Below are 14,803 nucleotides of genomic sequence, written 5' to 3'. Positions count from 1 at the left end.
AGCGGGAATAGGGGGCGCTCCTGCGGGTGACGCCCCCTTTCTTTTTTGGCCATGAATTTGTAGCCAGAGATTTCACAACGGCCTCATGCGGACGGATGGTTTAGGATGGGCGAACCTCTGGATATCGTGATTTTGGGCGGTGGGACGGCTGGTTGGATGGCGGCAACCGCTCTCGTGACATTTCTGCCTTCGTCCCGTTGCCGCGTGCGTTTGGTTGAATCGGAGGAAATCGGAATTGTTGGCGTCGGCGAGGCGACGCTGCCGCAAATGAAGAATTTCAACGACGCGATTGGCGTCAATGAAGCGGAAATGATGCGGGCCACCAAGGGCGCGTTCAAACTTGGCATCGAATTTGTCGACTGGGGTACGAAGGGTTCGCGTTATATCCATCCCTTTGGCGCGCACGGAACGGCCGATACGGCCCACGTCTTTCATCATCGATGGGTAAGAGCCCTGCGCAGCGGCTGGGAATCCGATATTCAGGAATATTCGTTCGCCGTGCAAGCAGCGCGAATGCGCCGATTCAACTTTCCGAGCACGGATCAGGCGGCGATCGAGTCGACCTTTTCCTACGCCTACCATTTCGACGCCAGTCTTTATTCCGTGTTTCTTCGTGGACTTGCCGAACAGCGCGGGGTAATCCGCACCGAAGGCAAGGTTCGGGAAATCGTTCGCGATCCGCAAAGCGGCGATGTCCGTTCGCTGACACTAGAATCCGGAGAGTCGATTACTGGCGACCTGTTTATCGATTGTTCCGGCTTTCGTTCACTGCTGCTGGACAAGACTCTTGGGGTGGCGTGGGAAGACTGGTCCAAGTGGTTGCCATGCGATCGTGCCTTTGCCGTTCCCAGCGAGCGCGGCGAGTTTACTCCGTTCACGCGTTCCACGGCAATGGAGGCCGGCTGGCGCTGGCGCATCCCCTTGCAGCATCGTACCGGCAATGGTTATGTCTGCTCATCGTCCTTCATCAAGGAGGAGGACGCGGCCGCTTCGCTGCTACGCAGCCTGGACGCCAAACCTCTGGCAGAGCCGCGCATGCTCAGGTTCCAGGCGGGCAGGCGCGTCGTCAGCTGGGAAAAGAACTGCGTTGCCATCGGCCTTGCCAGCGGATTCCTGGAACCGTTGGAATCCACCAGCATCTACCTTATTCAGGTCGCGGTCCTCCAGCTTCTGCCATTACTCCCGATAAAGCGGATCGACCCGCGGCTGCGGGATGAATTCAACCGCCTGATCGACATGGAGTATGAACGGATCCGGGATTTCCTGATCCTGCACTATAAGCTCAACACGCGCGATGACGCCGAAATCTGGCGCTATTGCGCCGCCATGGAGGTTCCTGACAGCCTAAACCACAAGATCGAGATCTTCCGCCACAGCGGGATCATAAAGCGCTATCATGGGCTGTTTTCGCCGCCGAGTTGGCTGAGCGTGTTCGTTGGTCAGGGTCTTGTTCCTGAGGGCTATAGCCGGCTGGCAGATACAGAGCCGGAGGATGACATGATCGCCGGTCTGGATGCCTTGCGCACCATGATCCGTGACAAGGTCGGGCAAATGCCCAGCCACGATGATTTCATCGCCGATTATTGCGCGCCGGAATCCCCGCTGGCTGCGGTTACCGAGGAGGTCAGACCGTGAGGCCGGTAAACGATGTGGTGGTGATCGGCCGCGATGCTCCCGTCTGGATGGCTGCCGCGGCAATTGTTCGCTCGCTGGGCGCCGCAGGGGTCAAGGTGCGGGTGATCGAATTGCCCAGCCTGTTGAAAGCGACCGATTGCTATTCCGCGCTTCCCGCTCTGGACGGCTATCATTTGCGTGTCGGTCTGAACGATCGGCTCGTGTGGACAACGTGCAAGGCCGTGCCTGTGGCGGGCCAGCGTTTCAATGGCTGGGGCGGCGCTGGCGCCCCGTTTCTCCACGGCTATGATCGTGAAATCGCTGATGCGCCCCTCGAGTTTACGCATTTCTGGACCAAGGCCCGCCAGGATGGACTGCGGTCCGAGTTCGAGGCTTTCTCGCTCGCTGCCATGGCAGCGCGGGCTGGCCGTGTCCCTGTCCCGCAGGACGGCGCCTCCCTCCGCGCGACATTCGGCTATAACATCGATGCCCGCTCCTATGCCGTGCTGCTGCGGCATTGCACGCTCGGGCTGGGCATTGCAGTGAAGGAGGCCACGCTTGCGGACGTCGAGGTCGACGGGGACCGGATCACGGCTGTCGTGCTTGATGACGGTGAACGGGTGGAGGCCGACCTGTTTGTCGATGCCTCCGGACCGGAAGGGCTGCTGATCGGTCGCTTGCCGGACACCGAACTGGAGTCCTGGCGTGAATGGCTGCCATGCGACCGCGTCATGGTCGCGTCGGCCAGAGCACTTCAGCCGCTACCCTCGTTCAGCCAGATTTCGGCATTCGCGCAGGGGTGGATCGGGCTCTTTCCGATGCAGAATCGCACGAGCGTCGTTGCCGTATATGACAGCCGCCAAATATCCGACCAGGAAATGGCGCAAAGCCTGCCAAGCCTCGCGCGGGCGCCGGTCAACAGCGAGGTGGCAGTGTCGCCGCTCAACCAGGGCATTCGTCGTCGCTGTTGGGTAGGGAACTGCGTAGCGATCGGCGAAGCCGCCTTTTCACTTGAGCCGCTTGATGCCGTGCAGTTGCATATGGCTCATAATTGCATCTCGCAACTGATGGCGCTGTTTCCAGTCGAAGCGGGGCAGTTTCCCGAAGCGCAGACCTATGACGACATCATTCGTTGTGTCGCTTCCAATCTGCGCGATTTCCAGATCTTGCATTACAAGCTCAATCACCGGATTGGAGAGTTGTTCTGGGACCGTTGTCGCGAAACGGTCGTACCTGAAACTTTGCAACGCAAACTCGATATCTTCGCCGCGCGAGGGCATGTTCCGCTCAATGATTTCGAGACGTTTCAGACGAGTAGCTGGGCCAGTTCGTTCATCGGCCACGGGTTGATGCCGCAAAGCTTCGATCCCCGGCTTGATGCAATCGAAGAGAGCGAGCAGATTGCCGAAGTACACCTGCGAATGAAAGCTGTCATCAGCCAGGTCGAAGCTTTTCCATCAGTGGAAGATTTTATCGCACCGACACAACAGCAAGGTCAGGCGCGAGCTGCTCCTTTGCGACAGGAACAGTTGTGAACATCCGCAGCGTGTCCGCCTTCGAAGTCGTTCGTCGCCCCGGTGCGTCAAAATGTTCGGGCGTGCGCCGGCTTGATGCTCCCCGACGAGCGGATCATAGAAAGGGGTGGAGGCGAGGTGCTTTGCCCGAAGGCACTCGATCCAAGTCCTCCGCATGCGATCTGGTCGGACTGACCAGATCGCATGCGGGCTTCGGGGTTGCGGTTGATCGTAGCCGATCAGCTCCGTTTGAGTACACCTGTGAAGTGATGGATGCTGTCGCCGGTGCGAACGGTAATCGTGATCGGAAGATCGGCATCGGCCGTGGACTTCTTGTTCCGTTTCGGCATCTCGAACACCAAATATCCTCCCGAAGCAGCCTGAGGAGCCACCTGGTCTGGCATCAGCAGCTGATAAAGGGCGTCCAGTGTCTTGCCGCCGGGTTGCAGATATTCGTCATCGAGATTGCGCCTGAGCGATTCGAAATCGGTCTGGCGCGTTCCGATATTTGGAGCCGCCGCGGGAGAGTTGCCGGGCATCCCCGATTGGGTTTGTCCCATCAGCGACGACAGCGTGCTGTTGTTCTGTGCGGTGACGGCTGCTGCGCGGTTCTGCTCCCGCTTGATGAGGCCATAGCCACGATCAAACTCCGCGAGCGGGACCTTCTTGAGTTCGGAACCATCGGCCAGGGTGAGAGTCACATCGTCCGGGCCGAATTCAAACGGCTCGGTTCCGAGGTTCATGACGAGAACCCGGATGGTTCCCCGTTTGTCGGCTGCAAGGCCGGGGGCGACAATTCGTACAAGGGCGCGATCGGTCTTGTCATCCACCGCGTGGAGGCCGGCGTGGCCCTTCACCGTAGCGCCATTCGCAGGCTGCAGGTTCACCATGTAGCCATTGGCCAGCGCCGCGCCAGAAACCGAAAGTGCCGCCGCAGCCAAAAAGAGTTTTCGCAAACGCATGAACTTGCTTCCTTCGGTTGTGCAATATGGGGTGCTGCTGTTACAGGTACAAAAATCAGACAATTGCGTCAATGATCCGGCTCGCCAGTGGAACTGCCGAATAATCTGCCTGGACCGCTGAGAAAATGAGAGAGGAAACAGAACCGATGACATGGAAAATCCTTACCGCAGCAGCCTTCGTGGCGGCCATGGTTGAACCAGCGATCGCCCAGACCATACCTACGGGGCCGTTGCCGGGAACGGTGGACAGCACTGCGGCCGCCCGCAACGACAGGGCTCAGGTCGAAGGATATAACCGGATCGTCAATGAAGGCGTAAAGGTTTCCAGTCCAGGCGACCGTCGCGCGGCAAAGAGGAAAAACGGCCCGATTCTCGCTACTCCGGCCGATTTCGTCCCTGGGGCCGCCGTGCGGGACAAAAATGGCGTCCAGGTCGCAACCATCAAGGAACTCGATGAGGATGGCGCTGTTGTCAGCGCCGATAACAGGTTGGCCAAGCTGCCCATCAATTCTTTTGGCAAGGATTCCGCCGGGTTGATGATCGGCATCTCGGCCGACGAATTCCGGGCCGCCATTGCAAATACCTCGGTTCCCGCTGTGCAGGAATCCAAGATCGTCGACGCAACGGCCGCGGACATGACGCCGGGTGCCGTCATTCGTGACAGCGAGGGCGTGCCGATTGGCACGGTCGAAAAAGTGCTCGACACCGGCGTTGTCGTGGTCACCGATGGGAAGAAGGTCAAAATGGCGCTCAACTCCTTCGCGAAGGACGAGAAGGGCTTGATGATCGGCATTACGGCCAGCGAACTGAAGGCGGCCATCAACAAATAGCATCACTCGCCGGCAGCGTTGCCCAAATTGGAACGATGGATTTGGAGGGGTATTGCCCTGGCGTTGTGGTTGCGCCTCCAATCCGTGGCGGCGGCGACTGCCTTATGGGATTTGCTGATGACCCTGGACCATTTTCGTTTGTCGGATGGACAGGCGAAGGTGGGGCGGACGCGGCACCGAAAATCAGCGTCAGGACAAGTTGTGCGTCGCTCAGTTGCCATCGGGCGGCGAAAGTTTTTGCGTTCGAAATAAGGTGTTTGGTCAGGCGATGGCGGCGACCGTCGCGGGCGAAGCAGGGAGCAAGAGTTTCAACCATGTTACGAAGTTTGAGGCTGCTGCTTTGCGTTGTCGCTGCAACCATGTCGTTCGTATGTCCGATGGCCTTTGCCAAGGAAGCGAAGACGGTAATCGCCATTCCGGAAGGACGGACACGGACCATCTTTAATGCCGATTGGCATTTCGCTTTGGGATCGCACTGGGGGGCAGAGGCGGCCAATTTCGATGATGCAGCATGGGCACGGATTGGATTGCCGCACAGCTTCAGCATGCCTTATTTTCGGGCGCCCGACTTCTACACCGGCGACGGATGGTACCGCAAATCCTTCCACCTCGCCAAGATTCCCGTGGGACGGCGCCTGGAATTGGAGTTCGAGGGCGCCTTTCAGGACGCGCGGATTTATGTGAACGGCGTCGAAATCGCGCGGCACAAGGGCGGCTATACCGGTTTTCCGGTAGACATCACCAAGGCGGTGCGCCCAGGACGCAATGTAATCGCGGTATTGGTCAACAACGAATGGCAGCCAACATTACCGCCCAGGGCGGGTGAGCATGTGTTCAGCGGCGGCCTCTATCGCGACGTCTGGCTGGTCACGACCGACGAATTGCATGTGCCCTGGACCGGAACGAGGATCACCACACCGGAACTGTCGGAGTCGTCCGGCCGGGTCGCGGCCGAGACCGAGGTTCGCAATGCTGGAGCGACGTCTGCCGACGTCACGGTGCGGACGAGCGTGGTCGACGGCCATGGTCGAGCCATATCGACATTGCCCGACCAGCGGTTGACGGTAGCCCCGGGCAGCACGGCGATCGCTCGGCAATTGTCCGCGCCCATAGCGTGGCCTGGCTTGTGGAGCCCGGAAAGTCCCGTGCTGTACCGGGCGATCACCAGCCTGATCGTGAATGGCCGCGAACGGGATCGGTTCGACACCGAATTCGGCTTCCGCTGGTTTGAATGGACCGCGGATCGCGGCTTCTTCCTGAACGGCAAGCACCGTTACTTCCGCGGCGCCAACGTTCATCAGGATCAGGCGGGCTGGGGGGATGCGGTCACCAACGGTGCGATCGAACGCGATGTCAAAATGATCAAGGATGCGGGGTTCGATTTTATCCGCGGCTCACATTATCCGCACGATCCCCATTTTGCTGAGGCCACCGATCGCCTTGGCGTGATGTTCCTGTCGGAAATGAATTTCTGGGGAACGGCGGGGTTCCGCAATCCGTGGGGTGCTTCCGCCTATCCGACTGATCCCGCTCATCGCGCAGAGTTCGACGCGAACGCCAAGCAGCAATTGACCGAGATGATCCGCATCAACCGCAATCGGCCTTCGATCGTGGTTTGGGGGATGGACAACGAAGCGTTCTTCACTGCGCCCGAAACCATGCCGGACGTGCGGCGGCTGCTTTCGGAAATGGTCGCGCTGACGCATCAGCTTGATCCGACCCGCCCTGCCGCGATCGATGGCGCGCAGCGCGGCGACATCGACAAGCTGGGCGACATTGCCGGCTATAATGGCGACGGCGCCAGCCTGTTTGCCGATCCCGGCATTCCCAATTTCGTCGCCGAATATGGCACCACCATGACCAATCGGCCGGGTAAATATGAACCGGGCTGGGACGATCTGGTCAATACCCGCGGCGCGGACAAGACCAAGGAAGGTTCGTGGCGGCTGCCCTGGCGGTCGGGCGAGGTGATTTGGGCGGGTTTCGATCACGGCTCGATCGCGGGTAAACGGTTCGGCGGCATGGGTATGATCGATTATTTCCGCCTGCCCAAGCGGCAATATTACTGGTATCGTAACGCCTATGCCGGAGTGCCACCGCCGGTCTGGCCCGTTGCCGGGGAACCGGCGGCCTTGCGGATCACGACCAGCGCCCCCACCATCACGCACGGCGACGGCACCGACGACGTGCAGGTGATCGTCAGCGTGGTCGACAGCCAGGGACGGCGGCTGAGCAACAGCCCGCCGGTCCGGCTGAGCATAGAGGCCGGGCCGGGCGAGTTGCCCACCGGGCGCAGCATCGACTTTGCTCCCGATAGCGACATCGAGATCCGCGATGGCGAGGCGGCGATCGCCTTGCGCAGCTGGCAGGCAGGGATTACCCGGCTGCGCGCAACTTCGCCGGGGCTCAAGGACGGGCTGGCGACAGTGCGAACGCTGAAGGGCCCGCCATTCGTGCCCGGAAAGACCGCGCTTGCCGCGCCGCGCCCCTACACGGCCTTTGTCAGGCAGCAGCGCGAACGCCCAGGAGATGGCGAATTCGGGCTCAACAACCCGACCTTCGCCAGCAGCAGTGCGCCGGCCCACAGCTCGCGCCTGGCAAATGACGGCGATCCGTCAACCTATTGGAGCCCGGCACCGGGCGATGGCGAAATGACCCTCGCTATCGACCTGGAACGGGTGGTTGAGGTGCATTCCCTGACCATCACCTTCCCGCAATCGGCGCCCTATGGCTTCATGGCTGAAATTCTCGATGAGCAGGGGCAGTGGCGCAAGCTTGCCGAGAATTTCCCGGGCATGGAAGACGCGATCACGCGGAAGCTCGAAACCGAGCCCGTCATTGGACGACGCGTGCGCATCCGCTTCTGGCCGCCCAAGGACGCGATAGTCGGGATCTCTGAATTGCGGGTCACTGGCGCCCTGCAGAACTGACAAGAACAAGGGGAATGTGGATGATGAAAATGGTCAACCGGCGCGCGCTGCAGCCGTCTCTGGCTCTGGCTTTGGCCGCGGCGCTGCTTGCCGGCACGCCGGCACAGGCGGACCGGCGAGTGGCGGCCGATATGAGCGCAATCGCGGGCGACACCAACCAGATGTGGCGCGACAGCGTGGGCGCGGACCATGGCGGACTGTTGTTGCGGCGTGAAAATGTCGATCAGTTGGAACTGACTCAGCGCGAGATCGGATTCCGCTATATCCGCTTCCACGCGATCTTCCTGCATGACACCGATCCCTATCGCGAGATCGATGGACGACCCTATTATAATTTCGACCGGGTGGCACAGGTCTATGCCAACGCGCTCAAAGCGGGGATCAAGCCGTTCGTCGAGGTCGGCTTCATGCCGACCGACCTCGCCAGCGACAGCCGCACGATCTTTCACTGGAAGGGCAACGGTTCGCCGCCCAAGGACTGGCAGAAGTGGTCGGATTTCATCACCGCATTCACCAGGGACATGGAAGCACGGTTCGGCCGCGAGGAAGTGCGCAGCTGGCGTTTTGAGGTGTGGAATGAGCCGAACCTCGATGGCTTCTGGACCAAAGGGGATCAGGCCAGTTATTTCAAACTCTACGACACGACCGTCCGCGCGATCAAAGGCGTCGATCCCGAATTGAAGGTGGGCGGCCCGGCGACTGCCGGGGCAGCCTGGGTTCCTGAGTTCCTTGCGCACGCCAGGCAGGTCGGTTCACCCGTCGATTTCGTGACGACCCATACCTATGGCGTTGCCGGGGGCTTCTTCGATGAGAAGGGTGAGGGCGACAACCGGCTCGTGCTCGATCGCCGTGCGGTCATCAACGATGTCGACAAGGTGCGCGGGGAGATCGACCGTTCGCCCTTTCCCGGCTTGCCTCTCTACATCACCGAATGGAGCACCAGCTACAATCCGCGTGACCCGATACACGATACCTATCTCAACGCGGCGTTCATTCTCAACAAGCTGAAGGGCACCGAGAAGACGGCGCAGTCGATGAGCTATTGGGTCTATAGCGACCTGTTCGAGGAAGCAGGGCCGCCGCCGACACCCTTTCATGGGGGCTTCGGATTGCTCACGCGCGAGGGTGTGCGCAAGCCCTCCTACTTCGCCTATCGCTACCTTTCGCAGCTGGGCAAATCCGAGTTGCGGAACGGCGATGAGGAAAGCTGGCTGACCCGTGATGGCGACAATTTCTCCGGACTGATCTGGAACTACACGATCCCCGATCAAAAGCTGTCCAACCGGCCTTACTATACGCGGATTCATCCTGCGCAGAAGCTGGAGCCGGTGCGCCTGTCGCTGGCAGCAGTAAAGCCGGGCTCCTATCGCTTGCGCGTGTACCGAACCGGATACCGGGCTAACGACGCCTACACCACCTATATGGAATGGGGACGGCCGGACAAGCTGACCGACCAGCAACTGGCCCGCCTGCAAGCTCAGACCCGAGACACGCCGGAATTGGACCGGACCGTCAAGGTCGGCGTCGATGGTCGGTTCGAGCAAAAGCTTGATATCCGGACGAACGACATGTTGCTGGTGAAACTCGACCGGCAGTAACCGCCCTGGCTTAAGGCAAAGGGGCAAACAGAGAAAAGTCTGGCAGGGGATGCGCCTTCAGTTCCGGCGCATCGCCAATCGCATGGATCGATGCGTTCGAGCCATCGAACGCAGGCCATTTAGGGAGTCCCTTGCGGCCCGGCTTGCCGGTGCTGGCAAAGGCAATGACGGTTTCGGCGAGCTGGTCCGCAAGTTTTCGATCCTTCTCGCTCCACGCGCGCGGATCGACCGAGAGGTTGTCGAACAGATACTGGATTTCGGTGCCGTGCCCCGCACCGCAAGCATAATAGCATGGGCCAGCCGCTTTGGTTGGCTGGTGCGCGAAATAGTAGACATAGGGTGCGGAGCGTCCGTACCGGGCCTGCAACCGCGCCCAGTGCACCATCCGCCAACCCCACCAGTCATTGACGAACCGGACCATCGATTCCCGCGCCTGCGCATCGGTCGTGGCGGGGTAGGCGGCCAGCATCGCGGGTGAAGGGGACTGGGGCAAAAGCTCGCCCATCAACCCGGCGCTATTCCTGGCGTCGAAAGTGGTTCCGCCGGTCAGGTCTTTGCTTTCTTCCGCATTCCAACCGACCAGGAGCGGCACGTCGTTCTGCACACCGTCGCGGTAGGTCGTGGTCATGTCGGAACGGAGCAGGTGCCCGTCAATGTGGACGTTCGGTTGCCAGATGTGCTGTTGCAACTGTTCCACGCTCATCGCGCGCAAGGCTGTCAGATTGGTGGCCCCAGCCGTCCTGGCGAACACCTCGCCATTTGCTTCGGCGGTACGATTGTCGGTAAAGCGATGACTGTCCTCCGGGTTGATCGGCAGTGCATCGTTCCCGCTTTGGGCGATGGCCCTGTGGAACAGGCCTTTGGCAAGCGGCGAAGCGACCAGCACGGCGACCGATTCTCCGCCGGACGAACTGCCCATGATCGTCACCCGGCCCGGATCGCCGCCAAAGGCAGCGATATTGTCCTTCACCCAGCGCAAGGCGGCGATCTGATCGTGGATGCCCTGATTGCCCGAGACATTATCTGGCGATTCGCGCCTGAGCTCAGGGTGGGCAAAGAAACCGAAAACGCCGACCCGATAATTCAGGCTGACCACGATGGCACCGCGCTTTGCCAGATTGGCGCCATGCTGGTTGGGCTGGGTGGGTGTGCCGCCTTTCATGGCGCCACCGTGGATCCACACGATGACAGGCAGGTCTTTCGCCTCACGCGGCGCCCAGACGTTCAGGTAAAGGCAGTCTTCGCTCTTGGGGTTGGAAACCCAGGTCACGGTCTGTGCACAGGCGGGTGAAAAGGCGCGCGTCTCACGCTGGCCTGTCCATGGCACGACCGGTTGGGGCCTTCGCCAGCGCAAATCGTCCAAGGGAGGCGCGGCGAAGGGCACGCCCAGATATTCGTCAACACCCGCCTGCCGCGTTCCGACAATGGCCCCGCCGCTGACCTCAAGCGGCGGGGTTGCGGTTTGCGCGAGAGCGGAGCCGGGCCAGGCCGGCACAAGCAGTTCCGCCACCAGCAGGGCCTTCAATTTGCGCATGGCGCTGCTCCCCTGATCTGGCGTTCCGGACTATTTCTGGTCGATCTTCAGCGAGAAACCCGAGGCCGGGAGACCTGCGGGGTTATAGAGGTTGACGATAGGACTGGCCTGCCAGAGGTAGCGCACCTCGACCGCCTCCGGGTCGGCGGGCAGGGTCACCGTGTCGCCCGCAACCTCGCCGTGGACGAAGCGGCACTGCACGGCGGCATTACACAGTTCGAAACCGATCGCGCCGGCTCCGGCCATGGCGACCAGAGGTCCATGGCCAAAGCGCACCTCGATGCCCTTGGCGGTGCGCGATATGCCTGTCGGCGAAGGCCCCCGATCCTCGACCGCTTCGCCAAGCGCCAGATGGCGTGCAGCCAAGGCAAGCCTGCGCCCGACGTCCTGCTTGTTGGTCGGGTGGATATCCGCGACCTGGCCGATATCGACCGCGCTGGCCATGCCGACCTGGGGATCGGCGTCGGCAACCTGACGCTGAACGTCGCGCAATTGGCCCCATGGGTCGTCCGTTGGGGTGGAAACCAGCGGCCCCCAATTGGCGAGTTGAACCATGATGAAGGGCGTCGCGCCAAATCGCTTGCGCCAATCGGCAATCATCAGCGGCATGAGCTTGGCATAGCCCTTGGCATCGCCGGCATTGGCCTCCCCCTGATACCATGCGAAGCCCTTGACCGGGTAGTTGTGGAGCGGGGCGATCATGCCGTTGAACAGCGTGGTTCGTCCGGCGCCGCCCGTCCACGGCGCAGAGGGAAGCGCGCCAATCTGGTTTATCGGAGCGCCGGCTGCAAAACTCCATTTTTCCAGCGGGATGCTGGTTCCATCCGCCAGAGTGAGATTGCGTGGACCATCGCCCCACAGACCGCCGCCGCCGCCGCTGTCGACCACCGTAATGTCGATCAGATTTTTGCCCGGCTTGAGCGTGCCGCGCGGAACGGGGTAGTTGCGCAGGGTCGTCCATCCGCGCTCCACTCCCACGCTTTTGCCGTTGACCCGCGTGAAATCCGCGTCGTCTATGGCGCCGAGCGAAAGTTTCGCGCCTTGCTTCGCCTGCGCCGCGGTCAGGGTGATCGTGGCGCGATAATAGCCAATCCCGTCGAAGTTCGCGAGCGACGGCACCCCCCAGCTTTCCCACAAGCGCAGGCCCGGCACATCCTGCCATTTCGCGTCGGCGGGCGCGGTCTCCCTTTCGCCCAGCGCATTGCGGGTCATGCTGGTCCACTGTGCTGATGCCGCCTGCGGATCGCGGGCGTAGGTATCGAGCAGCGCAAGTTCGCCGGTGTAGCGAGGGATCGTTTGCAAGGCCTCACGGCTGATCCACTCCTCGATCGGCGATCCGCCCCAACTGGCGGCGACAAGGCCGATCGGTATTTGCTGGTGAAGCTGCAATTCGCGCCCCATGATGAAGCAGGCGGCCGAGAAATCGGCAGCCGAGGCGGGTGTTGAGACCTGCCAGGGGGTGGGGGCGGCAAACCGGTCCTGCGGCCGCGGGCTGGATTGCCGCGGAACGTTCAGCAGGCGTAGCATCGTGTTGCCTGCGCTGGCCACTTCGGCGTCCGAATTGGTCACGTGGCGCAGCGTGAATTCCATGTTCGACTGGCCCGAACAGAGCCAGACATCACCGACCATGATGTCGTCCAGGCTGATGACCTCGGTGCCGCTGCGCAGTGTGACGGCATAGGGACCACCAGCCCCGCGCGGTGGAAGGGTGATGCGCCAACGCCCTTGCGGATCGGCATTGGCCGAATAGTTTTCGGCTCCGATCGCAACCGTCACCTTGCTGCCAGGCGCGGCCTGGCCGCTGATAGGGATCGGACGATCGCGCTGAATGACCGCGTGGGAGGAAAGGGGCGTATCGAGTTCCAACGTCTGTGCGGATGCGATTGCAGGCATTGCAGATGCAGACAGCAGGAACAGGGCAGGGATCAGCTTCATTTCGGGCCTTTCAAGTTCGGGCGGAGATTCCGGAAGGCAGAACGGCTCTCTCGTCTGGCCGTCCTCCGCCGCCGCGACATGGCAGCACGCCCTGACAGCTGGATCGCCCCATGCATTTTCCGGATCGATGCCCCTTCCTCTCGGTTGATGTCATGGCTAACGAAGGATAATAAATCAGACAATAGAGATTCGAGGGAGGAGATGACTTGTTCAGTCTTGAACGGCGCAACCTGCTTGCCGGAGGCCTCGGCCTTGGCGCTATGATGTCGGCTTCGGCCCCGGCGGCAACCTTCCAGCCGAACTGGACGTCGCTGGTCGAGGGCTGGGAAACCCCGCAATGGTTCCGTGATGCCAAGTTCGGCATATGGGCTCATTGGGGACCGCAATGCCAGCCGGAGGCGGGCGACTGGTACGGCCGGTTGATGTATCTTCCTGGCAGCGGCACCTACCAGCATCACCTCTCCAATTACGGCCATCCTGCCGACACGGGGTTCATGGAGATCATCAATCGCTGGAAGGCGGAGGCCTGGGATCCGGCCGCTCTTCTGAAGCGCTACAAGCAGGTGGGCGCCAGATACTTCATGGCGATGGCCGGCCACCACGACAATTTCGACCTTTACGACAGCAGTCATCACTCGTGGAACGCGACGCGCGTGGGGCCGAAGCGGGATATTGTAGCCGGGTGGGAAAAGGCGGCCCGCGCCGAAGGTCTGCCCTTTGGTGTCAGCAATCATATCGCCCATGCCTGGCACTGGTATCAGCCCGCCTATGGCTATGATCCCGAAGGCCCGCGCGCGGGACAGCGCTATGATGCTTTCCGCCTGCGCAAGGAGGACGGCCAGGGCAAGTGGTGGGAAGGGCTCGACCCGCAGGAGCTTTATGTCGGGCCAGCTTTTGTCGCTCCGGACGGCATTGCCAGCAACAAGGCGATGGAATCCTGGCACGACGTCCATGACGGGCGCTGGCTGGAACAGGCGGCGGCAAAGAACCCCGCCTTCGTCCGCAACTGGTTGCTGCGCCAGAACGAACTGGTCGACCGGTACAAGCCCGACATGGTCTATTTCGACAACACGCGGATACCTTTCGGTTCAGTGGGCCTGGAAGCCGTGGCTCATTACTATAATCGTGCGATCGAATGGCACGGCAGCCCGAACGTAGTGCTGACGTCGAAGATTCTGACCGACTATATGCAGGGCGGCCTGATGAACGATGTCGAACGCGGCTTCTCTCCGGTCATGCGCGAGCAGCCCTGGCAGACCTGCACCTGCATCGGTGACTGGCATTACAACCGCGGACGGTTCGACCATAAGAGCTACGTACCGGCGCAAAAGGTCATCCAACGCCTGAGCGACATCGTGTCGAAGAACGGCAACCTGCTGCTGTCTGTGCCTGTGCGCGGTGACGGAACGATCGACAGCGAGGAGGAGAAGATCCTCGACGGCATTGCCGCCTGGCTGAAGGTCAATGGCGATGCGGCGATCTTCGGCAGCCGTCCCTGGCGCAGCTTCGGCGAAGGGCCGACCAGCGTACCCGGCGGACGGATGGATGAAGGCAGCGCGAGCGACTTCACCGAGCGGGACGTGCGCTTCACCACCAACAAGGGCGCGCTTTATGCCATCATGCTGCTGTGGCCGACCGGCACGGCGCGGATCGAGTCCCTTGGCAGGCGCGCGCTGGGTGGTGCGACCATAGCGAAGGCCGAACTGGTGGGCGGCGGAAAGCTGGCGTGGAAGCAGAACGACGATGCGCTGGAGATCAACTTCCCCAAGCCAGCGCGGGGGCAGATGGCGCCGGTGGTGAAGCTGCAAGGGGCGGGGCTGCTCTCTGCATCCTGACCGCAATGAAAAAGGCCGGCCCTGACAGGATCAGGGCCGGCCTTTTGCATG

General features: G+C 61.4%; 9 protein-coding genes. 6 read left to right on the top strand and 3 right to left on the bottom strand.

Annotation, left to right across the window (positions count from 1 at the left end; all coding sequences use genetic code 11):
• The first annotated feature begins 105 nt into the window (after positions 1-105).
• Complete coding sequence (locus ACN9MX_RS05575) at positions 106-1,635, top strand: tryptophan halogenase family protein (RefSeq protein WP_426387328.1); 1,530 nt, start codon at positions 106-108, stop codon at positions 1,633-1,635.
• Complete coding sequence (locus tag ACN9MX_RS05570; RefSeq protein WP_426387327.1) at positions 1,632-3,149, top strand: tryptophan 7-halogenase; 1,518 nt, start codon at positions 1,632-1,634, stop codon at positions 3,147-3,149. The genes ACN9MX_RS05575 and ACN9MX_RS05570 overlap by 4 nt, the downstream gene beginning before the upstream one ends.
• A 218-nt stretch (positions 3,150-3,367) precedes the next feature.
• Here the strand turns inward: ACN9MX_RS05570 and ACN9MX_RS05565 are convergent, their stop codons facing one another.
• On the bottom strand, positions 3,368-4,090 hold the full coding sequence (locus ACN9MX_RS05565) for a hypothetical protein (RefSeq protein ID WP_363734586.1): 723 nt from the start codon (positions 4,088-4,090) through the stop codon (positions 3,368-3,370).
• Between the two features lie 146 nt (positions 4,091-4,236).
• Here ACN9MX_RS05565 and ACN9MX_RS05560 point away from each other — a divergent pair, with 146 nt between their 5' ends.
• The 3 genes from ACN9MX_RS05560 to ACN9MX_RS05550 all read left to right on the top strand — a co-directional run bounded on the left by ACN9MX_RS05560 (position 4,237) and on the right by ACN9MX_RS05550 (position 9,448).
• Positions 4,237-4,920 (top strand): hypothetical protein, encoded by a 684-nt coding sequence (locus tag ACN9MX_RS05560; RefSeq protein ID WP_363734587.1) that lies wholly within the window; start codon positions 4,237-4,239, stop codon positions 4,918-4,920.
• Positions 4,921-5,234: 314 nt separating this feature from the next.
• Positions 5,235-7,850 carry a glycoside hydrolase family 2 TIM barrel-domain containing protein gene (locus ACN9MX_RS05555; RefSeq protein ID WP_426387326.1) on the top strand — a complete coding sequence of 872 codons (2,616 nt, stop codon included), beginning with the start codon at positions 5,235-5,237 and terminating at the stop codon, positions 7,848-7,850.
• 20 nt (positions 7,851-7,870) lie between these two features.
• A complete protein-coding gene (locus ACN9MX_RS05550; RefSeq protein WP_426387325.1) occupies positions 7,871-9,448 on the top strand; it encodes a GH39 family glycosyl hydrolase in 1,578 nt (525 codons plus the stop codon).
• 10 nt (positions 9,449-9,458) lie between these two features.
• Here ACN9MX_RS05550 and ACN9MX_RS05545 read toward each other — a convergent pair whose 3' ends face one another.
• Positions 9,459-10,982 carry a carboxylesterase/lipase family protein gene (locus tag ACN9MX_RS05545; protein WP_426387324.1) on the bottom strand — a complete coding sequence of 508 codons (1,524 nt, stop codon included), beginning with the start codon at positions 10,980-10,982 and terminating at the stop codon, positions 9,459-9,461.
• Positions 10,983-11,012: 30 nt separating this feature from the next.
• A complete protein-coding gene (locus tag ACN9MX_RS05540) occupies positions 11,013-12,917 on the bottom strand; it encodes a sialate O-acetylesterase (protein ID WP_426387323.1) in 1,905 nt (634 codons plus the stop codon).
• 260 nt (positions 12,918-13,177) lie between these two features.
• Between ACN9MX_RS05540 and ACN9MX_RS05535 the strand changes: the two genes are divergently transcribed.
• Positions 13,178-14,752, top strand: coding sequence for an alpha-L-fucosidase (locus ACN9MX_RS05535; RefSeq protein ID WP_426387477.1), 1,575 nt, complete (start codon positions 13,178-13,180; stop codon positions 14,750-14,752).
• Positions 14,753-14,803: the final 51 nt, after the last annotated feature.

The organism is Sphingobium sp. R-21, assembly GCF_049913335.1.
Taxonomy (GTDB): Bacteria; Pseudomonadota; Alphaproteobacteria; order Sphingomonadales; family Sphingomonadaceae; genus Sphingobium.
Note: the sequence above shows the minus strand (reverse complement) of the source record. Positions and strands in the feature narration are given on the sequence as shown.

What these genes read in the sequence shown, in the direction of transcription:
- ACN9MX_RS05560 (WP_363734587.1), top strand. Translation starts at nt 4,237, where the DNA reads ATGACATGGAAAATCCTTACCGCAGCAGCCTTCGTGGCGGCCATGGTT.
- ACN9MX_RS05565 (WP_363734586.1), bottom strand. Translation starts at nt 4,090, where the DNA reads ATGCGTTTGCGAAAACTCTTTTTGGCTGCGGCGGCACTTTCGGTTTCT.
- ACN9MX_RS05550 (WP_426387325.1), top strand. Translation starts at nt 7,871, where the DNA reads ATGATGAAAATGGTCAACCGGCGCGCGCTGCAGCCGTCTCTGGCTCTG.
- ACN9MX_RS05540 (WP_426387323.1), bottom strand. Translation starts at nt 12,917, where the DNA reads ATGAAGCTGATCCCTGCCCTGTTCCTGCTGTCTGCATCTGCAATGCCT.
- ACN9MX_RS05535 (WP_426387477.1), top strand. Translation starts at nt 13,178, where the DNA reads ATGATGTCGGCTTCGGCCCCGGCGGCAACCTTCCAGCCGAACTGGACG.
- ACN9MX_RS05575 (WP_426387328.1), top strand. Translation starts at nt 106, where the DNA reads ATGGGCGAACCTCTGGATATCGTGATTTTGGGCGGTGGGACGGCTGGT.
- ACN9MX_RS05545 (WP_426387324.1), bottom strand. Translation starts at nt 10,982, where the DNA reads ATGCGCAAATTGAAGGCCCTGCTGGTGGCGGAACTGCTTGTGCCGGCC.
- ACN9MX_RS05555 (WP_426387326.1), top strand. Translation starts at nt 5,235, where the DNA reads ATGTTACGAAGTTTGAGGCTGCTGCTTTGCGTTGTCGCTGCAACCATG.